Origin of the sequence: Glycomyces niveus, from assembly GCF_017592475.1 — a bacterium.
Classification (GTDB): Bacteria; Actinomycetota; Actinomycetes; order Mycobacteriales; family Micromonosporaceae; genus Glycomyces; species Glycomyces niveus.
Map to the genome: position 1 here is coordinate 318,300 of NZ_JAGFNP010000004.1, position 20,943 is coordinate 339,242.

Annotated in this window: 22 protein-coding genes and 1 tRNA gene; 13 read left to right on the top strand and 10 right to left on the bottom strand. The window is 65.6% G+C overall.

All coding sequences use genetic code 11. The annotated features are described in order from the left end of the window. Positions 1-84 precede the first annotated feature (84 nt). Positions 85-1,347 carry a S8 family serine peptidase gene (locus J5V16_RS09830; RefSeq protein WP_208496002.1) on the top strand — a complete coding sequence of 421 codons (1,263 nt, stop codon included), beginning with the start codon at positions 85-87 and terminating at the stop codon, positions 1,345-1,347. 85 nt (positions 1,348-1,432) lie between these two features. Here the strand turns inward: J5V16_RS09830 and J5V16_RS09835 are convergent, their stop codons facing one another. Both J5V16_RS09835 and J5V16_RS09840 read right to left on the bottom strand, forming a co-directional pair. Next, positions 1,433-3,001 carry a hypothetical protein gene (locus J5V16_RS09835; RefSeq protein WP_208496003.1) on the bottom strand — a complete coding sequence of 523 codons (1,569 nt, stop codon included), beginning with the start codon at positions 2,999-3,001 and terminating at the stop codon, positions 1,433-1,435. Between the two features lie 83 nt (positions 3,002-3,084). Continuing rightward, positions 3,085-3,693 carry a hypothetical protein gene (locus tag J5V16_RS09840; RefSeq protein WP_208496004.1) on the bottom strand — a complete coding sequence of 203 codons (609 nt, stop codon included), beginning with the start codon at positions 3,691-3,693 and terminating at the stop codon, positions 3,085-3,087. A 337-nt stretch (positions 3,694-4,030) separates the two neighbouring features. Between J5V16_RS09840 and J5V16_RS09845 the strand changes: the two genes are divergently transcribed. The 7 genes from J5V16_RS09845 to J5V16_RS09870 all read left to right on the top strand — a co-directional run bounded on the left by J5V16_RS09845 (position 4,031) and on the right by J5V16_RS09870 (position 8,924). Further along, positions 4,031-4,384, top strand: coding sequence for a hypothetical protein (locus tag J5V16_RS09845; RefSeq protein ID WP_208496005.1), 354 nt, complete (start codon positions 4,031-4,033; stop codon positions 4,382-4,384). Next, complete coding sequence (locus J5V16_RS09850; RefSeq protein ID WP_208496006.1) at positions 4,377-4,667, top strand: hypothetical protein; 291 nt, start codon at positions 4,377-4,379, stop codon at positions 4,665-4,667. The genes J5V16_RS09845 and J5V16_RS09850 overlap by 8 nt, the downstream gene beginning before the upstream one ends. 78 nt (positions 4,668-4,745) lie before the next feature. After that, complete coding sequence (locus J5V16_RS09855; RefSeq protein ID WP_208496007.1) at positions 4,746-5,153, top strand: hypothetical protein; 408 nt, start codon at positions 4,746-4,748, stop codon at positions 5,151-5,153. A gap of 3 nt (positions 5,154-5,156) precedes the next feature. Next, a complete protein-coding gene (locus J5V16_RS09860) occupies positions 5,157-6,908 on the top strand; it encodes an alpha/beta hydrolase (RefSeq protein ID WP_208496008.1) in 1,752 nt (583 codons plus the stop codon). A gap of 95 nt (positions 6,909-7,003) precedes the next feature. After that, a complete protein-coding gene (locus J5V16_RS09865; RefSeq protein WP_208496009.1) occupies positions 7,004-7,633 on the top strand; it encodes a hypothetical protein in 630 nt (209 codons plus the stop codon). Positions 7,634-7,656: 23 nt separating this feature from the next. Further along, positions 7,657-7,791, top strand: a complete 135-nt coding sequence (locus tag J5V16_RS25000) for a hypothetical protein (RefSeq protein WP_255537317.1) — start codon at positions 7,657-7,659, stop codon at positions 7,789-7,791. 47 nt (positions 7,792-7,838) lie between these two features. Next, a complete protein-coding gene (locus tag J5V16_RS09870; protein ID WP_208496010.1) occupies positions 7,839-8,924 on the top strand; it encodes a hypothetical protein in 1,086 nt (361 codons plus the stop codon). 1,148 nt (positions 8,925-10,072) lie between these two features. Here the strand turns inward: J5V16_RS09870 and J5V16_RS25210 are convergent. Next, a complete protein-coding gene (locus tag J5V16_RS25210) occupies positions 10,073-10,213 on the bottom strand; it encodes a DUF397 domain-containing protein (RefSeq protein WP_208496011.1) in 141 nt (46 codons plus the stop codon). Positions 10,214-10,282: 69 nt separating this feature from the next. Between J5V16_RS25210 and J5V16_RS25455 the strand changes: the two genes are divergently transcribed. After that, on the top strand, positions 10,283-10,435 hold the full coding sequence (locus J5V16_RS25455; RefSeq protein WP_307792920.1) for a hypothetical protein: 153 nt from the start codon (positions 10,283-10,285) through the stop codon (positions 10,433-10,435). Between the two features lie 162 nt (positions 10,436-10,597). Here the strand turns inward: J5V16_RS25455 and J5V16_RS09880 are convergent, their stop codons facing one another. The 5 genes from J5V16_RS09880 to J5V16_RS09900 form a co-directional block, all read right to left on the bottom strand. Next, the gene (locus J5V16_RS09880; RefSeq protein ID WP_208496012.1) at positions 10,598-12,154 is read right to left on the bottom strand and encodes a CotH kinase family protein; all 1,557 of its coding nucleotides are present in this window, start codon (positions 12,152-12,154) and stop codon (positions 10,598-10,600) included. A 2-nt stretch (positions 12,155-12,156) separates the two neighbouring features. Next, positions 12,157-12,840, bottom strand: coding sequence for a DUF4956 domain-containing protein (locus tag J5V16_RS09885; protein ID WP_208496013.1), 684 nt, complete (start codon positions 12,838-12,840; stop codon positions 12,157-12,159). Positions 12,841-12,883: 43 nt separating this feature from the next. Continuing rightward, positions 12,884-13,741: a polyphosphate polymerase domain-containing protein gene (locus tag J5V16_RS09890; RefSeq protein WP_208496014.1), complete on the bottom strand. Its 858-nt coding sequence runs from the start codon at positions 13,739-13,741 to the stop codon at positions 12,884-12,886. 301 nt (positions 13,742-14,042) lie between these two features. Beyond that, positions 14,043-15,506, bottom strand: a complete 1,464-nt coding sequence (locus J5V16_RS09895) for a sensor histidine kinase (RefSeq protein ID WP_208496015.1) — start codon at positions 15,504-15,506, stop codon at positions 14,043-14,045. Positions 15,507-15,550: 44 nt separating this feature from the next. After that, entirely contained in the window at positions 15,551-16,267 is a 717-nt protein-coding gene (locus tag J5V16_RS09900) for a response regulator transcription factor (RefSeq protein WP_307792911.1), read from the bottom strand. Between the two features lie 238 nt (positions 16,268-16,505). Between J5V16_RS09900 and J5V16_RS09905 the strand changes: the two genes are divergently transcribed. Then, positions 16,506-17,105, top strand: a complete 600-nt coding sequence (locus tag J5V16_RS09905; RefSeq protein ID WP_208496017.1) for a hypothetical protein — start codon at positions 16,506-16,508, stop codon at positions 17,103-17,105. Positions 17,106-17,351: 246 nt separating this feature from the next. Next, positions 17,352-17,510: a hypothetical protein gene (locus J5V16_RS09910; RefSeq protein WP_208496018.1), complete on the top strand. Its 159-nt coding sequence runs from the start codon at positions 17,352-17,354 to the stop codon at positions 17,508-17,510. 154 nt (positions 17,511-17,664) lie between these two features. On the opposite strand, the gene J5V16_RS09915 is transcribed toward J5V16_RS09910, so the two are convergent. After that, positions 17,665-17,749, bottom strand: a tRNA-Leu gene (locus J5V16_RS09915). A gap of 156 nt (positions 17,750-17,905) precedes the next feature. Between J5V16_RS09915 and J5V16_RS09920 the strand changes: the two genes are divergently transcribed. Continuing rightward, positions 17,906-18,919 carry a phosphotransferase gene (locus J5V16_RS09920; protein WP_208496019.1) on the top strand — a complete coding sequence of 338 codons (1,014 nt, stop codon included), beginning with the start codon at positions 17,906-17,908 and terminating at the stop codon, positions 18,917-18,919. Between the two features lie 45 nt (positions 18,920-18,964). After that, complete coding sequence (locus J5V16_RS09925; protein WP_208496020.1) at positions 18,965-20,062, top strand: C45 family autoproteolytic acyltransferase/hydolase; 1,098 nt, start codon at positions 18,965-18,967, stop codon at positions 20,060-20,062. Here J5V16_RS09925 and J5V16_RS09930 read toward each other — a convergent pair. Beyond that, a complete protein-coding gene (locus J5V16_RS09930; RefSeq protein WP_208496021.1) occupies positions 20,059-20,868 on the bottom strand; it encodes a TrmH family RNA methyltransferase in 810 nt (269 codons plus the stop codon). The two genes, J5V16_RS09925 and J5V16_RS09930, sit on opposite strands and share 4 nt — an antisense overlap. Between the last annotated feature and the right edge of the window lie 75 nt (positions 20,869-20,943).

The window sequence follows — 20,943 nt, forward strand, 5'->3', positions numbered from 1 at the left end:
GGTACCGCGAGGGACGTTCTATGACGATATCGTTGGCCCGAACGGACACTGCCGTAACCGCGCACCTACGGAAAGGCCACCCCGATGACCCCACCCCTTGCTCTTCCACGACCCGTGACCGTTGGGGCCGCGCTCAGTTCTGCTGCCTTGATCGCGGGAGTCGCAGCCTTCCCATCGGCGGCGCTGGCGCAGGAGGAGTGGGATCTGTATGCCGAGAATGCCTGGGCGATTGACCAGGTCAATGCTGAAGATGTTTGGGCGACAACCAAAGGCGAAGGCATGACGGTCGCGGTAGTCGATACCGGGATCGCCGAGGAGCATCCGTTCCTGGAGGACAAGAACATCCTCGACGGTGAGTCGTTTGTACTCAGCGAAGAGGACAGTGCCAGGTTCGATACCGATGGCCACGGCACTGGCGTCTCAGCTGCGGTTCTCTACGCTGCGCCCGAGGCCACTGTCCTGCCGGTGAGGGTGTATCCGACAACGGCCGATATCGGGTTCAGCACCGGTGCTGGACAGAACCGCTTCGATGGGATTCGGTGGGCGGCCGATAATGGAGCCAATGTCATGGTGATCCCGTGGATCGAGGTGATGGCGGGCGAGGATCGGGAGCCGGCTCCGGAGTTTCTCGAGGCGGTGCAGTACGCGATTGACAAGGACATCGTGGTCATCGCCGGTGGCGGCAACGACCCTGAGCTTGATCAAGTCCCGAACCCCGCCTCGTTTCCCGGCGTGATTGCGGTGAGCGGAACCGACAAGGACGGCAATGCTTGGTCGATGAACACCACCGGCCCCGAAATCGTGCTTGCAGGGCCAGCGGACACCATGATCTTCCCCATTCCGCAGATCGTCAGCTTCGGTGAAGAGGATTTGTACTTCCAGGCGGCTGGGACCTCAGCAGCGTCGGGGATTGTCGGGGGCGCGGCGGCGCTGGTGCGGGCGGCTCATCCGGATCTGGATGCGAGCAACGTGATCCAGCGGCTCATCACCACGGCCGATGACGGCGGCCAGGGCCGGACTGAGGAGCTTGGGTTCGGGTTGGTCGATGCCGCAGCGGCGGTCACCGCCACCGATGTGGAAACGGTCGCTGAGAACCCGTTGGGGTATCCGATGGGCGAAGCGGGCGCATCAGGCGCGAGCCCGGACGAGGAGCCCGGCTCCGAGGCGAGCGAAGAAGTCGTGTCAACGAGCGACGCCGCGGCAGACAATGCAGCAGACTCCGGTTCGGGGTTGACGCCGATTATGGCCGTCGCGGTCGCACTGCTGCTCGTGGCAGCGGCGGTGGTGGTGTGGCTGGTGCTCAGGTCGCGTTCTCGCTCGAAGGCCCGAGTGCAGCCTTGGCAGTAAGCGTATTGCCTTGTAAGGCATGAGAATGCCTGGCGGCGGGGTGCACGGTCCCCGCTACCAGGCATCCGGTCTCTCGCACGCCCGGTCAGGCGCGGTCCTTGCCACCGTCCTCTTCTTGACGACGTTTCCAGGCGTCGTATTCCTTGTTCCAGGCCCGCTGGTGCTTCGCGCCCTCGTGTGCGGGGCCAACGGCAGGGTCGAAGGGGGCGGTAAAGATGTCCTCTGCCTGGACGTACTTCGCCTCCCGTGCCTGGGTTTCTTCGTCCTCGCTCTCGCCATTGCGGCGCTTCGAGTTCGCGCCCGGGCTGCCGTTCTTCCCGACGCCGGAGCTGGTTCCCGCTCGGGTGCCGCTACCGCGGCTGGTGGCGCCGTTGTTACTACCGGAAGCGCCACGACCAGGGGCTCCCGGCTGGCTATTGCGGCCGGTGTTGCCGGTGCGACCCGGAGTTCCCGGCGGGTTCCCGCGCCCGGTCGTGCCTGTGCGTCCGGCAGTGCCGCGCCCAGGGGTTCCGGGCTGGCCACCGCGTCCAGCAGTGCTGCCGCGCGTCGGTGTTCCCGGCTGGCCACCGCGTCCGGAGGTGCCTCGCCCTGGGGTTCCCGGTTGGCCGCCTCGACCAGGCGTGGCCGGTTGAGATCCCCGTGTGGGCCCGGTGGTCGCCGGACCGCGCCCGAGAGTACTGCCGGTGCCGCGACCGGGAAGGCCGCCGGTCCCGGAACTGGGGCGTCCGGGGCCGAATAGGCTGCCCCCGCCTGCAGGGAGGGTCCCGCCGCTGGTTCCTGGGGTGCCGCCTATCGGGCCCGCTCCTCCGACCGGTGCTGTTGGAGCGGTGCCGCCGCTGGCGAGACCACCGTTGGGTTCGTCGATGTCGGTGTAGGAGGGCAGTTCCCAGGGATCGGCGACATCGTCATCATCGTTGCTTCCGATGACCGGCGCCTCCGGCTGCAGGGTGCTCGAGTTCGTGCTCGATCCAGTCGGGGCACTGCTTGAGTCGACCGTGGTCGGAGCGAAGACGCCGGTGGTTGGCTGCTGGTAGGTGCTGTTGCCCGGCATCCCGTCGGGGGCGGGTTCGGCTGGTTCAGCGAAGACGCCGTTCGTGTAGTCGGCGTACTGCGCGCCGAGGTCGGCGACGGTCTGCGCAAGCTCGTCATGGCGAGCTTGGCGCCAGGCGGCGTGCTGGTTGTTGTAGGTGGTGCGGGTCTGGGGGTCGAGAGCGGCGATCTGCTCGCGCGAGAGCCCCTTGACCTCCTCCATCCACACCTCGGCATCGGTGATATCCGTGGCTGGGTCGAGACTCTCCCCGAGCGTGTTGTCACCCTTGGCCCGCGATTGCGCAGCAGCCAACTTGCCTGCTAGACCTGGAAGGTATTCGCTTTCCGCCAACGCCATACGTGCTTCGGCAGCCGAGCTGTACTGGATCACCAGACGCATCCGGTGCTGGAATTCCTCTGAGGCGGGCCCCCTCCAGTACTCCGCCAATTCGGCGAGGTGCGCGTCGAGCGCTTCGCGGACGCCGGCGGTGCTGCCGCGGGCAGTCCGCCAAATCGAGGTGGAGAGGTTGACGCTTTGGGGATTGCCCTGGGACACCAGCATGTCCCAGAGTTGTTCGTCGGTGTAGCTGTCGCGGTAGTGCGCGAAACCGAGCGGTTCGGCCATCGCAGGTGTTTCCTTCCGGGGGTTCGGAGCCGCAGCGCGGCGAGTTCAAGTAGGAGCACGGTAGGTAGGAGCTCCAAGCAGCGCTACATGATGCGAACGTCCTCGTCGTTTCCGGCACCGCCGTCGGTCGAGGTCTCACCGCCGGTGCCATCGCCTTCGGCGACCTCGTGAGTATTCATCTCCGCCAGGTCCGCCTCGGTCAAACCGCCACCAGCCGTGGTGAACTCGCCTGCGAGAGCGGACATGTCGGCCGAGACGTTCCCGTCGGAGTCCAAGTACGCGGTCATGGTCTCGTCGGCGACGGTCTTGCCAGTCCCGATCCCGTGGTAGATCCGCTCGACCTGGTCGGCGCTCGACAGGTAGAAGTTCTGGAAGTACGCCTCCGCGAGCGCATGCGCTTCGGGGAAGGTCCCGATCTTGAGATTCTTCGCGTCGATCTGGACGAAAACGGAGTCGCCGATGAACGGCAAGCCCGCGACCGCGTTCATGTCGCCGACGGTCAGCACGCTGCGGGCGGTGTCCAGGTCGGTCAACGTGGTGGCGGCTCTGGTGGTGAACGCGGCGATGGCATCCTCGTCGACCAACACCAGCTGCTCGCCATCCTGCGTCATCCTGACGCCATCGGCCGAGTCGTCGGCGCTGACGTGGATGATTTCGCCATTGGCATCGACGATGTCGTTGTAGTCGCTCACAAAGGGTTCCTTGGGGTGGTCGCGATCGAGCAGTGGGAGACGGTTGGGACCGTGTGCCGCTCGTGGGTGTAGGCGGCCGGTCACGCGAACCGACACCCACAATAGGGCAAAAATGTTCGATCGTGGGGGCTGGACACCCAGAGGCGACAAACCGACCGGACCACACAAGCCCTCTCGAATGTGCCATCATGGTTTGACCGCTGGTAGCGGTGCCCCTACCGCCGTGCTTCAACGTCGAACGCGGCTCAGGCGCGATCCTCCCCGATCCGACCGCCAGGCCCAGTCGCGAGCCGCTCCGGCTTGCTTCCCGACGCTCGCAAGGAAATCCGCATCCCCCATGACGGTGAACCTCCCCAGCCTCGATCAGATCCTGACCGAGGCCGCCGAACGCCTTGAAGACCTCACCCCAGACTTGACCCCGGCCGAAGTCGACCAGGTCGTCGAGGATTGCCTTGCCTCGACACTCGTCACGGCCGCCACGCCGACCTTCGCGATCAGCGCCACGATGAACCTCGCGCTGCACCTGGAGGCGATTCACCTCCCCGTCGACACCGCCCGGGATTGGGCCTTTTGTGAGCAAGTCGGTCAGGCCGCCGGAGCTTTGCTGACTGAGCTTCGTTCCGCCTGTCACGAAGCTCGCAGCCAGGTGCTAGCTGCGATCGGCACATTCCGAGGATCACTCGATGCCTGAGAATCCCGAACTCCACACCGGCCCCGGCATGCGCCGTCTCCTGGATGTGCTCGCCCAAGGTGCTCCCGCGCCCGAGAGCCCCAAGCGGTTCGACGAGACCACCTCCGACGGCCTCGTGCGTTTGATCCTGGAAGCCGACGGAGTCTGCGCCATCGACATCGACCACCTCGGCGCCGAAGCCGAGGATGGCATCTCATATGTCGAGGCCGCGATCAAAGCGCTATACAACCAAGCCGCCGCGAAGCACGTCGCCCAGAAGGTCGCTGAGGAGGAGTCCAGTTGAGCTACAACATGACCAGCACCACACGACCACTCAAAGTGTCGCTGACTAACTGCGACCTACCGAGCGCTGGAGCGTGCAATGGGTGAATTCAGCATCTCTCCCGAGATTGTGCAGTCAGGTGCCGAAACACTTGGTGCCGCTTCAGAAGAGATCTACAGGGCAATGAACACCCTCGCGGAAGCTTCAGGCAAGCTCGAAGGAACCGCTGAAGCGGGAGGGTTCGCTGGAATCGCCGAATGCGTACAGGCCGTGCAGCTCTGGGAATCCGACTACATCGCGGTGCATCGAGCAGACATCGAGGATGCCGCCTTGTGCGCGGCGGTCAGTGCCGCGAGCAGCGAAGAGGTCGACACGTACGTCTCCTCGATGTTCAGCGAGTACGCCGACTCATATTTCCCCGAAGGCAGAACAACTCCGGCACCCGAACGCCCGGCCCCGGACCCGTCAACCCAAATGCCGCGCGGTGGCGAGAGCGTGGCGGTGTAACCGATGACCATCACGTACAACCTCTTGTTGGAAGCCGATTTCACTGCGCTGGAAGCCACCGGCGAATCTTGGAGGAACCTCTACCAGGTCCTCGACGACCAAGCCGCGATACTCGTCGAGCTCAAGAGCAAAGACGACGCGCCTTTCGGCATCGACAATTGGGACGGCCAGTCCGGGGAAGCTGCTCGCGAACGTGTGCGTGACGTCGTCCTAGCTCTCGACGAGCGCTCCGCTGCGGCCCGAAGAGTCTCGGTCGCCATAGCTGACGCTGCAGAAGAGTTCAAGGGTGCCCAGGCAGATCTGAATGACGTGATATCCGAAATCGGCAGTGAGCGCGTTGCACTGACAGACACGGGTTCGGTCATCCCTGACACCTCAACGGGAACCGACAACATCTACTACGCCGAGGGCATTCAATCCCGCATCACCGCTGCTCTGGAACGGGCAACCGATGCCAATGAGGTGTTAAAAGCTGCTGTCGGCATGTGGGCTGAGACGTTCAGCGAGTCGGAACGTCTCGCGTTGGCACACGACGCTGAAGACGAGGCGGGCGAACTCCAGGAACTCATCGATTCAGGCGCCTCTCCGGAGGCGATCAACGAGTGGTGGAACAACCTCTCAGAGACCGAACAGCTCGGCATCCTCGAAGGAAACCCGGCACTCATCGCGGGTGTCGATGGCATCCCGACCGACACTCGCGACGCCGCCAACCGCGACTTGCTCGACACCGCAATCAACCGCTTTAGCCCCAGCCTTGACAGCGACATCGCCGAGTTGGAGGCGCAGCTCGCCGAGATGGAAGCCAACGGAGAGCAATACGACTACAACGAGGGGAATCTAGGTATCCCTCATCAATCCGCTGAATACGCTGAGCTCGCAACCCAACTCGCCGAGCTGCAAGAACAGCGCGATGAACGTGACGCCTTGGCGAACCTCCAGGAAGCGGTCTCGGGCTCAGCACCGACCGGCCAGGATCATTACCTGCTCGGCTTCGACACCAAAGACGACGGCGGCGCGATCGTCTCGATCGGCAACCCCGACACTGCCACCAACACCGGTATCTTCGTACCAGGTACCTTCTCGGCCCTCGACAACTTCGGAGGCAACGGTGGCGCGCTGGAACGAGCCACGGCAATGGCCAGCGATGCTCAGGACTACGGTGTTCCAGGTGAGGAAACCGCGGTGATTGCCTGGCTCGACTACGACTCACCACAATCGGCCAGTCCCCTCGAAGCGTTCAAGGGCGATACGTGGGATTTGAGCAAGCTTGCTCCCGAGGCCGGCGATGGCGCGGCGGCCGAGGAAGGCGCGCAAACGCTCAATCACTTCATCAACGGACTCGACGCCACCCACGAGGGGGAGCCCTCCAACACGACCATCGCCGGACACTCCTACGGTGGCCTACTAGTCGGCGAGGCTGCTCAAGACCCGAACACCGGGGCTGACCAAGTCATCGGCGTCGCCGCCCCCGGTTTCGGCGTCGATCGCGCTTCAGAACTTGCTGTCGGCGAAGACAACGTGTGGGCGACGATGGCCGAAGGCGATGCCATTGCCTTCCCCGCGGGCGAATCAATGATCCACGGCAACGACCCCACAGGAGAGAACTTCGGCGGGAACGTCTTCAACAGCACCGCAAGCGGTGCGGACGGTGGTGAAATCCACGGCGGCTACTGGGACGAGGGCAACGCCGCCCGTAAGGACATGGCGCTCATCCTCACCGGCCAATCCGAATTCATCAAACCGCCGGGAGAGTAGCAGTGAATTCCGCCAAAGAAACCCGACGGCCCTCATGGCGTCGACACCGCCTTCTCACTGTCACCGCGCTGGCAACGATCATCACGGGAGGATGTATGAACAACGACAACCCTGTCCAGACGCCACCAGAGCGTGACTTCGATCAGTCCACCGCCTGGAGCCGCATGGAGGAAGCCGCCGCCGAAGCGATTGCAGACCTGCCGGACTTTCCTGGATTCGAGACGCGCAAGCTGCTTGAACTTAGCTGTACCCGCAACGGCCAGGCCGACGAGGAGTACACCCAATTCGAGCTCACCTATACATTCAGTGCTGAGGACTCCGCAACTGACCTCGTCCACGAGGACTACGTGAACCTGTTGCGCGAGCAATGGACCGAGGCAGGCTACGACATCCGTCGTGACGAGGCATTTGGCGAACCGGCTTTCTACGAACTCGACGTCACCCGTCCTGACGGCATCAACTACTGGTTCAGGGCGATCAACTATGTCTCTCTCACGGTCCAGTCCGGTTGCGTGAAGACGGCACCCGCATCGGAGTGCCCACCACCGCTTGGCGGCGTGACCCCCGAAAACGACATTGCGGGTCGACGAGCCTGCGGAGAAAACTACGACGAGCCGACTGCGGAAGCGGATGCGATCGCTCCGTTCGAGGGCTCACAAGCCGCGGTAATTCCGTTCTCCGCTGGAGCCGAGCGGCGCGATCGTTTCGGCCCGTCGTCGGCCTAACGGGCAACCACACAGTGGAGCCGATGAACGAGGCGCAGCGGGCCGAGATTGAGCGGATCATTGCTGCCTACAGCGCTGGTTCGCCCGCGATGGCCGTGCTGTACGCAGTACTGATTGGAATCAAGGCGCCCGGGTTGACGAGCCTGGCCCTTTCCTGAATCCTGTTCAGCCATCTGTCCACCCCTTGTCTACCGGAGGACTCTTCATGAGTGAGATCGACTCTGCACCTTCGGCGTCCCAATCCGTCACCGACCGCGCGGCGGCGGTTCCGTACCCGGAATCGGCACTGACCTTGAAGGCGCTGCTGATGATCCATGGCGTGCTGTCGGTCCTAGTCGGGTTCCCGTTGTGGCTATTGACTCTGGCCTTCAGCGCCATGGTCGGCGATAGCGGTCAATCCGCCGCGGTGCTATTTCTCGCACTGTTCGGGCCATCGGCCCCACTGAACTTCCTGGCCGCGTACAACTTCAATCGATACCCGCGGAAGGCCCGCGTGTACCTGTTCATGGCTGGCGTAGTCGCCGCGCTGCAGGCCCTGCTGCTCGCTTTGTACGCGATTGGGCTCATCGCCGTACCGATGATCCTGTGCGGAGCGGTGCTCGTCGCAGGCGTCGTGATTGCTGGATTCGTGCTGGCCGCCAAAGCAGAAGTGCAACTCTGGCTGACGCGTGGTGAGGGATCGGGCACGAAGAGGCGATTCAAGTCTGCTGCTACGGATCTGGCGGTCTTCCTCGGAACTGTCGCGGTGATCGCGTCGGTGCTCGCGCTGGTCTGGTCCTTCATCTTGTTCCCCGGCCAGCGCGGCGATCACGACTTCGACGAGTCCGAGGCGTGGTCGAACCTCGAAGACGCCGCGGCTGATGTCGTCCCTGTGTTCACGGGATTCGACGGATTCAGGTCACGGACGCTCGAGGTCAACCAGTGCGGTGGAGAGTTTCGCGGTGGCGGCGAGTACTTCCGGTACGAGCTGTCGTATGAGTTCTCGGATGCGGTACAAGCCGACCCGGCGGTCCGTTCGGAGTACAGGCTGGCCGCGCGCGAATACTGGTTGGGAGAGGGGTACGAGGCGCAGTTCGACAGGCAGAACCAGAACGGCGACTGGGCGATCGTCGTCCACGACGATGAGGACTTGCGCCTGGCTGTCTACGAGGGCCTGGGCGTGGACGACCCGATGGAGTTGAACCTTCAGACCGGGTGCGTCAAACGGGTCGGCACTCTGCCCTGCCTCGATCCGCAAGGCGGCATCCCGCCCGAAGCCGACCAGATCACTGGCATCCGCTGCGAGGAGTAGGGCGCCCTCTTGACCACCAACGCCGAAAGCGGCGAACCCTTGCCGGACCCTCTTCTGCACCGACCGCGCCTGATTGGTGACGAAGGGTCGGCCGGTCCCCACCGACCGGCCGACCCGAAAGTGCCCCAAGCCCATCCCCGAGGTAGATGACGGGCTGGGGCCGTCTCACCTCGGAGCGTTCCGAACGATCCTGCGGGCTTCAGTCAATATCCAGGCGCACCACGCGTCACCGTTCCAAGCGCCACGCCAGACCGGCGGTGCTCCGCACTGCCGGTAAAGGTGCAGACCTCGCGCGGTCCCACTCCGTCGTCGCAGTCGACCCGGTATGTATCGGGTGCGGTCCGAAGGACCACGAACTTGACGTGCGCTCGCTGGAACCTGCCCAGGTACTCACCAGTCGGTGTTCGTGTCTTCGGTTCAGCCGTCACAGAAGCGCACCTCTCCGGCGTTGGTGGAACGCTCGCCTTCGCCGGTCGCGGAGACTTCGAAGAGGTTCTTCGTTGGGTTCCGGCCGCCGCTCCAGGTCAGTATCCGGAGCGGCGGCTGGCGATGCCGGAGCGGTCGTGTCGAGTCTCATCGGTTCCCGCTCTCAGCATCGGGACGGCAGTCCGGGCACCAGGCGCGTTCACCTTGAGGGTGCCCTGGCGTGTACTGCCAACCCACTGCCTGCGCCTTGCGAGCCATGTCCCCGTAGCCGGAGGCCGGGAACCGGATCGTCTTGGGGCACAGGCAGCATGACACCGTGACCTCGCGCCGCGCCCCCACCTGAGCGCGGCCCGGAACGGTGTCGGATAGAAGTTCTGAAAAGACCACGGCCAGATATCGCGGTCGATGGCTTGGAGCGGAGTCCGGGGAGCCGCCAGACTCCCCGGACCCCTGACCGCCGCGAGGTTCGAGAGTGTCGGCGCCGAGCCGGGTCATGTGCGGCAGCCGCTCGTCCCAGGCGGCGCGCTCAGTCAGATCATGGATCCCGTTCATGCCAGTGAGCCTATGACCTGCGCGAACATCGACGCCACCATTGATTCTGGCGTGCATGGCGGGCCGGACGCCGCCAGCCGGTTCGGCAACCGGACCCCAGAAGCAGACAAAAGGAACGCGCCGTGGTGTCCCCTCGGCGCGTCCTTATGGCTATGGATTATCAGGCGAACCTATGAAGCTCTGGCTTGTTCGGCGTCAGCCGCAAGCACGGCGAGGTTCAGTTCGCCGTCGCGGGCTCCGGCGACGAACGCCTGCCATTCGTTGGGGGTGTAGATCAGGATGGTCCCGTCGGGGTCGTCGAAGCGGCGCATCGCCACCAGTCCGTCACCGGGCTCACCGCGGCGCAGGCCGCCCACGACACCCCGTACGGCCGCGCCTCGATCGCCTGGACCCGCACGGAGGACGCCCTCCAGGTCGAGGTTCAGATCCCGTTCGGCGCCGACGGCATCCTCCAGCACGCGTCAGGCCAGACCGGGGCCCTCCCCGCCGGGTTGCACCGACGCTCCTGGCCGATCGAGACGAACGGGGCCTGATCGCGACGGCCGACCAGGCTGCCGACGCTCCGGATCCGCCGCCTGGCGCGGACCGTGCACCGGCGCTTGTACGAAGTTCGGCCTGTGGGTCGGCCTCGGATGACGCGACGGGGGCCGGCAGCAATCCCCCCTGCCTGAGCCCCCGTCGCGCCGGACCATCCCTCAGCTTGCTTCGAGTTGTACTGCCAGGAACTCCTCGCGCTGCTGGATGACCGTCTTGAGCGACTCCGCGGACGACGCCACATCGGCGGCGCCGTTGCGTTCCGCCGCCGCAGAGACGGTGTCGACCGCCTCCTCGGCCGCGCCGCTGGCGTAGATCCGTTCATAGAGGTCGTTATAGGCCTCCATGTAGACCTCCTGGAACGCCTCGGAGTCGAGGAACCGCTGCTTGAACTCGCCCGCGCCGGCGGACATCCCGCCGCCCATCCCCTCGGGCATGCCGCCTTCGGGCATCTCCATGCCTTCGGGCATCTCCATCCCCTCCGGCATTTCCATGCCCTCGGGCATCTCGCCCATGCCGCCGCCGCCCATGATGGACCCGGACTCGCCGGGCGCCAGTTCGGCGTTGGTCAGAGACAGGTCGAGGTCCCAGGTGATGACCGAGATCAGGCCGGTGTCGTAGTCGTACCAGAGGTAGTAGTTGCTGCCGGGCCCAGCCATGTCGTCGGTGTTGACGATCAAGTTCTGCAGCGCGGTGTAGTTCGCGAAGGATTCCACGTCGACCCAGTCGGCGAGCTCGGCGTCGAAGGTCGCGTCGTCGGCCGAGTCGAGCCACTCCAGGAAGTCGATGAGCGGCTGCACGTCCGCGGAGCCCTCCATGGTGACCTGCTTGAAATCGTCCTCGTACTCGCTCGGGTCCTGGCCCTGGTAGGCGAACTGGCCGCCAGCCCGTCCCTTGTAGAGCACGCCTTCGCTAGCGCCGTACTCCTCGTCGGCCCAGGTCACGTCCATCGCGTCGACGACCCTGCGGGTCACCGCCTCGGAGCCGTTCACCGAGACCTTGGAGTAGGTCCAGTCGTAGCTCGGCTCGCCACTGGCCTCGATCAACTCGAGTGCGACCGACTCGGTCAGGGTCGAACCGCCCATCCCCGAGTCGACGCGCAGCGTGATCTGCTGGTTGCCCTGGTAGACCTGGCCTTCGACGAACCTGGAGAAGTCCACCAGCCACGGCAGCGACTCCGGGTCCTCGAAGCTCAGCGAACTGCCCATGCCGCCGAAGCCGCCCTCGCCGCCGCCGGGCATCTCCATGCCCTCCGGCATTTCCATCCCCTCGGGCATCTCCATGCCTTCGGGCATCTCCATGTTCTCCGGCATCTCCTGGCCGCCCACGGTGATCTCGCCCCCGAGGCTCGCCAAGGTCGAGTTGCCCTTCAGACGGATGCCCACGTCGTTGATCGTGACGCCGTCAATGGTGATGTCGGCCTTGACCCACTCCTTCTCACCGGAGTCCTGGAACGTGTCGATCATCTGCTGGTAGTCGTCCTCGCTGTACTCGAGGCTGATCTCATGCGCCACCGTCGTGTCGAACAGGTCCACAGTGCCCTGGACATCGTTGGTGACGACGAACCCCTCGTTCGCCTCCGAGGTCACCACCGCGCTGACACGGATCGTGCCGACCGCCAGGACCAGGACCGCGACCAGGCCGATCGACCCGGCGATGAGCCGCCAGTAGTGCCGGACGCTCACCGGGATCCGGTGCCGCAGTGCCTTGGCGCTCATGGCTACAGGTCCGTCTGGTCGTAGCCGGTCAGCACCGTCACCTGCTGGCCCTGCGTCACATCGCGCAGGTCCGCGAGCAGGTCGGCGGGTTTCTTCCCGGACTTGAGCTTCACGGTGAACGTCATCTCCGTCAGCGCCCCGCCCCTGATCGTCTCCATGCTCACCTGCTCGTACTCGTCGGCGTGGCGGATCAGGACGTCGTCGACCTCGCCGGCCAGGTCCTCGTGCGCCGGCACCTGCACCTTGACGACCTGGCGCTCCACGCTGTGCGCAAACCAGTTGAAACGGTGCATGATGAGCAGCACCAGGCAGATCACGGCGGTCGCGATGATCGCCAGCAGGTAGAACCGCGTGCCGCAGGCCATGCCCACGCCCATCACCAGGAAGATGTACCCGACGTCGCGGGTCTCCTTGAGCGCGTTCCGGAACCGGATGATCGACAGCGCGCCGACGAGCGCGAACGCCCGCGCCACGTTCGAGCCGACGATCAGCATGATCATCGCGATGATCATCCCCATGATGATCAGCGTCTGCACATAGGACTGACTGTAGGAGACGTTCCGGTGGGTCCGGCGGTACACCAGCGAGATCACGCAGCTGAGCACGAACGAGAGCGACAGCGAGATCGCGATGTCGGCGACGCTGAACTCACCCGAGAGGTCGGTGAAATTGGTCAGGAAATCCATCTGGACGGCTGCTTTCCGCAGTTAGTGGGCGATGCCCGATCGGTTACTGGACAGCGGAGACCGCCGGTGCGCCGGCGCCCTCCTGCTTGGCGTGGACGGCGAAGTCGTCCTCGACAGGAACGTGGAACGCCGAGCGCGGCGCCTGGCCGAACGCCTCGATGCTCTGGCAGTACTTGGAGACGCGGACGACCGCCATGCCCAAACGGGCCGAGAGGTCGGTGATCCAGTACGGGACCCGCTCGTTGGCCTTGACCTCCACCACCGCTCTCGCGGGCGGGATGATCAGCCGGTTCTCGACCTCGGCCCCCAGGTGGAAATCCCGATCGCGGCCGCGCACGCGGTGGTCGATCGTCACCCGCAGCCCCAGATCGGCGTCGTAGCCGAGATAGGCCTCGCGGTTGTAGGCGGTGATCGCGGTCGGACGCAGTCCGTGCCCCTCGACCAGCCCGAGGACCTCTTCAAGGAACGGCCCCTGCTCCGGCTCGTGGTCGATGAGGACCCGCTCGTCGCAGAGCCTGCGGGCCAGCAGGTACGGGACCTTGACCCGGCGCTTCTGCGTCACCCGGTTGACCCGCTGCTTGATCTCGACGTACACCGGGGTCTCGTCGGTGAGCTCGTGCCGCTCGCCGTAGGCGCGGACGCGGAGCTTCCGGCGGAAGTGCAGGCCCTCGATCTTCTCCCAGTAGTACCGCAGGGACTTCGAGTCGTAGTACAGGCTGGTCACCGGGTAGCCGCCGCGCACGGTGTACGGGTCGGCCTCCATGCGCGCCCGCAGCTCCTCGCGCAGCCTCGGCACCTGGTCGTACGCGAGCAGGTACTTGATCTCGAACCGGTTGAACGAGTGCAGCGCGCTGGCGGTGCGGCGCAGGTGCGCGGCTTCTCCTCCGCTGAGTTGGCTCATCAACGCTCCTTGAATGCTTGGGAACGTCGACGAGTCAACCCGGCGAAGGTTTCAGTGAACTCATGGTGAACTCAAAGTTGCCTCAGAGAAACACCCATATAAGGAATATCCATGCGGAAGGGATGACGCTACGTAATCCGTCGGCCCCTCGGTCGATGCGATACGCGACGATCTCGGTCCCGTCATTCGCTGACACCGTGCCTTCCTCTCCTGCCTTCCCGGTGGCGGTGACCTGGTCGGAGAGCTCCGCAACCGCCACCTCGACAGGGCTCCGGAGCGGCCTCGAAGGCAATTCGGAGGTTCACCTCTCGGGCAGCAGCACCCTGAACGTCGCACCACCGCCAGGGGTGGACGCCAAGCGCACGCAACCGCCATGGGTGGTGACGATCGCGGCCACGATCGACAACCCCAGGCCTGAGCCACCCTCATCTGCAGTCGTAACTCGGGCGCGGCCGGGATCGAGGCGGTAAAGCCGCTCGAAGACGGCTTCGGCGTGCTCGGCAGCAATACCGGGGCCGGTGTCAACGACTTCGACCACCGCGCAAGGCGGCGGCGGCACCTCCCCTACCTGCGCCAGGCATGGCGGTCCGGCACTGCCGCTCCAACCGAGGCGGACGGCGATCTGAGCCTGAGACGGGGTGTGCCGCAACGCGTTCGCCACCAGGTTGGTGACCACTTGACGCAGGCGCGGCTCATCGCCGACGACGGCGACTGCGTCAAGCAGGTCTTCAGTACCTCCACTCAACGGCTCCAGGGAGACGAAGCGGCCTCGCTCGCGCAGGTGCGCATCGCCGATGACGTCGGCGCAGATGCCCAGGAGATCGACCTCGCCTCGCCCGGAGGGGCGTTGCTCGTCGATCGCGGCCAAGAGCATGAGGTCGTCAAGCAGGAGCCGCATCCGCTGCGATTCGGCCACGATGCGGCCGACGGCCTCGTCGAGGACCGGGCCGGGCGGGGCGCCGCCGCGCTGGTAGAGCTGCGCGAAGCCGGTGATGGAGGTGAGCGGGGTACGCAGCTCGTGGGAGGCGTCGGCGAGGAACTGACGCAGTCGCCCTTCGGATGCCGCGCTGTCGTCGAGACCAGCCTGGATGCGCGCGAGCATCATATTCAACGCCTGGCCGAGCCGGCCGGTCTCCGTATGGGGATCGGTGTCGGCCACGCGCTCGTCGAGCCGCCCTTCGGCGATCTGCACTGCGGTGACCTCCATGCGGTCGAGAGGACGTAGACCGATCCCGACCACCCACAGCGCGCCGACCGCGAGCAGCGCGAGAATGGCGAGGCTGACACCGCTGCCGATGAGCAGCAAGCTCTCGGTGGCCGCCTCCACGTGCTCGACCGACAGTGCGAGGACGACATAGCCGGTGTCGCCGTCCTTCTCGACGAGGACACGCCAAGCATTGCCGTCGGTGTCCTCGACTGTGTAAGGCGCCGCGCTTTCCGTGTGCTCCCCCAGGTCTCCCAGATCAGTCAGGGCGGGGAAGTCGACCTCCTCGTCACCGTCGCCGATGGCGTTCACGAAGGCGCCGTCGGCGTCGTAGACATAGACGCGCGGCACCTCCGGCATGTCGGTGGTCGGAGCGAACGGGTCACGGACTGGGCCACCGCCGGGCAGGTCGTCGACAGGGGCTCGCCGTTCGGCAATCTCGGCGGCGCCCCGCAGCTGTTCGTCGATCCGGTCGGTCAGCACCCCCTCCAGGAGGGCTGTGGCGGACACTATGGCGATGGCCAGCGCGAGCGCGCACAGTGCGACGGTGGTGACGGCCATGCGAGTGCGGACCGTCCAGTGTCGCCACCGGCGGAGCGCGGGTCTCACTGATCGGCCCTCGGGAGCCTGAGCGAGTATCCGAAGCCGCGGACGGTGTGGATCAGCGGCGGGTCGACCATGTCGATCTTCTTGCGCAGGTAGTAGATGTACGACTCGACGATGCGGCCGCTGCCGCCGAAGTCGTACGCCCACACCCGATCAAGGATCTGGTCCTTGCTGACGACCTTGCCGGCGTTGATCATCAGATAGCGGAGCAGTTTGAACTCCGTGGGGGACAGACCGACCGTCTTTCCCGCACGGCGCACCTCGTGCACGGTGTCGTCGAGTTCGAGGTCGTGGTAGCGCAGCACCTCCTGTTCGAGGACGATCGGTGCGGAGGTGACGCGACGCAGGATCGCCTGCACCCGCAGGACGACCTCTTCGAGGTCGAACGGCTTGGTCACGTAGTCGTCGCCGCCGACGGTCAACCCGGTGACTCTGTCGCGCACCGAGTGGCGGGCGGTCAGGAACAGGACCGGGGTCTGGCGTCCCTCGGCACGCAACCGCTCGGCCACAGCGAAGCCGTCCATATCGGGCAGCATGACGTCGAGGATGACCAGGTCGGGCTCGAATTCGTCGGCGGCGTGCAGGCATTCGGTACCATCTTGGGCGACCTCGACCTCGAAGCCGGTGAGTCGCAGCGTGGCCGACAGCAGCGCGCGAATGTTCTCCTCGTCGTCGACGACCAGAATTCGGTCTTTGCGCTCAGGCGAGATGCTCACCGAAGCTCCTCCCTGAAGTCCGTTCATTGGTGTCCGGCTCGGCCGAGGCGTCGCAGCAAGGAGCCCGGTGCGGATATGAGGATCACTGTGCTGAGGACAATCCCATGCAGGAGATCTTCGACTTCGTTCCTGGGTGCGGGCTCAAGCCGACCTCAGAGCCGACTCGGAATCCGACTCCTAGCTGATCTTGAGCCGAGTTCGAGCAGTTCTCAACGTCAAGGGCGGACAGTATGCCGCTATGCGCACCATTTCCTCCTTGCCGCGGCATCTCCTGCACGTGGTTGCATTCACGGCCGCCGGCCTTCTCCTGACCGCCTGCGGATCCGGAGTCGAAACCGACGAGAACCCCGACGAGAGCGCCTCTACCAGCGGCGACGCGATGAGCGCCTATGTCGCCTGCATTGAGGAACAGGGCATCGAGCTGCCCGAGGGCTGGGCGGCCGACCTCGGCGGCGGAATGCCGAGCTTCGATCCTGAGAATGCTCCGACGGACCTGCCGACGGATATGCCCACTGAAATGTCCGGGGGGATGCCGAGCGACATGCCTTCCGGCGGCTTCGGCGGCGGAGTCGAAGCCCCTGAAGGCGTCAGCGACGAGGACTGGCAGGCGGCCCAAGAAGCCTGCACGGACGAGATGCCCGTGGGCGGCGGCTTCCCCAGAGGCGAGGCTCCGGGCTCGGACGAGCCCGATGATCCCGCCGCCTACCGCGACTGCCTCGCGGGGCGCGGTGTGGAACTCGGCGACGACCAGTCCCAGCTCGACGAAGCCGACCCAGAAGTCGCCGCCGCGATAGAGGAATGCACGGCGCGCACCCCCGAGTCGAGCACTGGGTCTTAGCTCTTCCCGATTGGTTGAACTCCCGCCCGGGTCATGTCACAGTCCGTACGCCCCAACCTGCAGGAACACGACTCCTCACCGAGTTTTCTCGGCCTTCGCCGAGTCCGGCATCTAACACGCGGTCCGCAATGCGACGGTGATCGGCGACGGCGGCTACATCGAGACCTCGGCGATCACCCCGTATCGCCGAGGATGATGCGACATGTTGACCGGACTAGTGGTCATTGGTGCGGTTCCGCGCCAACGATGCGCCAGGGCAAGGCGCTCCTGTCAGCCAGCAAGGGCCGCCCGATCCACGCATACATCGCGCTGTCGATGTTCACCGGCGTCCGCACCGAGGAAGCCCGGCCCCTGGAGTGGGCCCATACTCACCTCAACCCGGTCCAAGGGCAGACCTGCTCGTGACCAGCAACAGCCGATCAGCAACGGCGCCTTCGGAACGGCTCCAGAAACAGGCTCGAATGGCTCCCCTATTGGCTCCCCGCGGCCCTCTACAAAGGCATCACGCGGGGCCGCCCGAAGACACGAAAAAGGCCCTGTTACCAGGGCCTTTAATCTGTGCGCGAGGGGGGACTTGAACCCCCACGTCCATAATAGGACACTAGCACCTCAAGCTAGCGCGTCTGCCATTCCGCCACCCGCGCGTGCACAGTGATTCTATATGTGGTTGTGTTGAGCTGCCAGTTTGTTCTTTTCGATCACCCCGGCAACGAGATGAAACTTTACACGATGCTTTCGGGGGTTCGCCAAGGGGGGTTCGCGGTCGGGTGGGGGTGCCGGCGGCGGCTAGGCTGGGGGGCATGACCGTGACCGCGCCTCGACTCCCCGACGCGGCGTTGACACATTGGGATCTCGGGCAGATCTACCAGATGCAGCGGGTCCAGACCGGGTTGATGAACCGGTCGTGGCGGGTCGATACGTCGTCCGGGTCTTATCTACTCAAGTTGTTCCGGGACGTCACCGGCCCTGAGCTGCAGTTTCAGTTCCATGTGCTGCAGACTCTCGGGGGCTCGGGAGTGCCGGTGGTGCTGCCGGTGCTCAGCCGGGACGGGCGGACCACCATTTTTCTGGAGGGCGAGGAGTTCGGCGTCTTCCCGTGGGTGGGGGGACGGCACCGGTCCGGTTTGTCCATGTCGAGGGAGGCTTGCCGGGATCTCGGGTCGGTTATCGGCAGGTTGCATCGGACGTTGCACGCTTCCATTCCTGCTGATCGGGCTCCTAAGGCTGAGAATCCGCCGACTACTGAAGCGGCGCTGCAGAAGGTCGACCGGTTGTTGGAGCTGGTCGCGGCCGGGCGGGGTGACAAGACCGGGTTCGAGGCAATTGCCGAGCAGACGCTGCGATTGAAGCGCGGGCTGCTGGTGAGGCTCGGGGACCGGCGGCCGCCGGATCTGCTGCCGCAGTACACGGGGTATACGCACGGGGACCTGCATCCGCACAACGTCTTGCACGGGCCGGACGACCGGATCTCGGCGATCCTGGACTGGGACCGGTTGGTGGTGTCGTCGTACGCCAGGGAGATGGCGCGAGCGGCGGTGTTCTACTTCACGTATGGCGATGAGCGGGGGCTGGATTGTGATCGGATCCGGGCGTTCGCCGGGGGTTATCGGTCGGTTTTCGATGTCGGGGAGCCCGAGATCGGGTTGGCCACGCACCAGCTGTGGTGGGACCGGCTGACCGACAACTGGGTCATCGAGTGGCACTACGTGCGGCACAACTCGGCATGCGACCATCTGCTGCCGGGCCAAACCGGGCTCGTGAAGTGGTGGACGATCCACTACTCGCAGGTGGAGCAGGCCCTGATGGGCCGCTGAGGAAGTCGCTGGATTATCCGTATTGCTTTTGTCACAATCGGATCCATGACTTCTCTTCCGCTCTTGCACCTAGAAGGCGGCCCGCTCGAGCGTGGGCTGCAGCACGGCGAGGCCCTGCGGGAGGCGATCCGCACCAATGTCGCGGTGTACCGGTCCCGGATGCTCACTTCAGGCGTGCCGAAGGAGGAGCTGGCGGAGCGTTCGCAGCGGTTTCTAGAGCAGTTCACGCGGTATGACGCGGATTACCGGGCGACCATGGACGGGATCGCCGAAGGGTCGGGGCAGGATCTGCTCGACATCGTGCTGCTCAACGCCCGGTATGAGCTGCTGTACAGCGCCTGGAGCGAGTTCGGGCGGCCCACGGTCGACAGCATCCGGTCCGAGTGCACCTCGTTCGGCGGCTCCGACGGCGTGTTCACCTCCGGCGGCACCCAGATCGGGCAGAACTGGGACTGGTTCACCGGGGTCGAAGGGGCGCTCCTGCAGTGGGAGCACGGGGACACGACGGTGATCGGGTTCACCGAGGCCGGTGTCGCCGGGGCGAAGATCGGGCTCAACAGCCATGGGATCGGGTTGTGCATCAACGGACTCGGGGCTTCAGCCGACGACTGGCGGCTCGACACCGTGCCGTTCCATCTTCGGGCGCAGCGGGTCTTGGAGTCCTCGAGTCTTGGGGAGGCCGTCGGGCATGCCCTCGCGCCTCGGCCCGCTTGCTCGGCCAACTTCTTCCTGGGGAGCGCGGCGGACGGGGTTCTGACCGTTGAGACCTCTCCCCTGGGGTCTCGGGTGATCTACGAGGACGGGGTCGCTCCCCTGGTGCACGCCAACCACTTCCGGGATCCTGCCGCGCTCGGGGTCTATGAGAGCTGGCTCGAGACGGGGCGGGTGTCGACCTATCACCGCTGCGACCGGATGGAGACCCTGCTCGCCAAGGAGTCGCCGGTGTCCCGCGAGCGGCTGTACGCCGCCATGCGGGACCACGAGGGCGGGCCGCTCGGGCTCTGCCGTCACCCGGTCGAGACCGATCCCGTTGAGCTGCAGACGCATACGGCGTTCGCCGCGCACCTGGAACTGGACGCCAAGCGGTTCTCGTACACGTGGGGTCCGCCCTGCGAGTCCGAGTTCGCGACGGTGAGCCTCTAGCGGGGCGTGGGCTGCGACAGCTCCCAGCAGGCCACTGCGGTCGCCGCGGCGACGTTGAGGGAGTCGACGCCCGCGTGCATGGGGATCACCACGGTGCGGTCGCACGCGTCCAGGGCTGCCGCCGTCAGTCCGGGGCCTTCCGCGCCGAACATCAGGGCCGGGCGCTCGCGCTCCTCGGCGGTCACCTGGCCGATGTCGATCGCACCACGCGAGGGGCTGAGGCCGTGGAGGGTGAAGCCGGCCTCGCGGATTTGAGCGAGGCCGCTCGGCCACGGCTCCAGGTAGGCGTACGGGACCGCGAACACCTCCCCCATGCTCACGCGCACGCTCCGGCGGTACAGCGGGTCCGCGCAATCGGGGGCAAGGAGGACGCCGTCGAAACCAAGTCCTGCCGCGACCCGGAAGACGGCGCCGATGTTGGTGTGGTTGTTCAAACCTTCGAGGACGACTAGGCGTTCGACGCTCTTGAGGAGGTCGGCCGGCGCGGGGAGTTCCTTGCGGTGGAACGAGGCCAGCGCACCCCGGTGCACGTGGAAGCCGGTCACGGACTCGAGGACGTCCGGCCCGGCGGTGTAGCAGGGCGCGTCCTCGGCGAGGTGCGCGAGCTGGTCGGCGCGTTTGGCGTCGATGAGCATCGAGCGCATCCGGTAGCCGGCGCGCAGCGCCCGGCCGATGACCTGGTGGCCCTCGGCGATGAAGAGGCCGTGGGGCTGCTCGAAGCGGGTCCGCAGGGCCAGGTCGGTGAGGGCGCGGTAGTCGCCGAGGCGGTCGTCCTCGGGGTCTTCGATGGTGATGACGTCGGGCACCCGGTGATTCTGCCCTACGGGTGCGCGAACGCCCGGGGTGCCCGCTCTCGGGAGCGGCTCCCCGGGCGTCTCGTG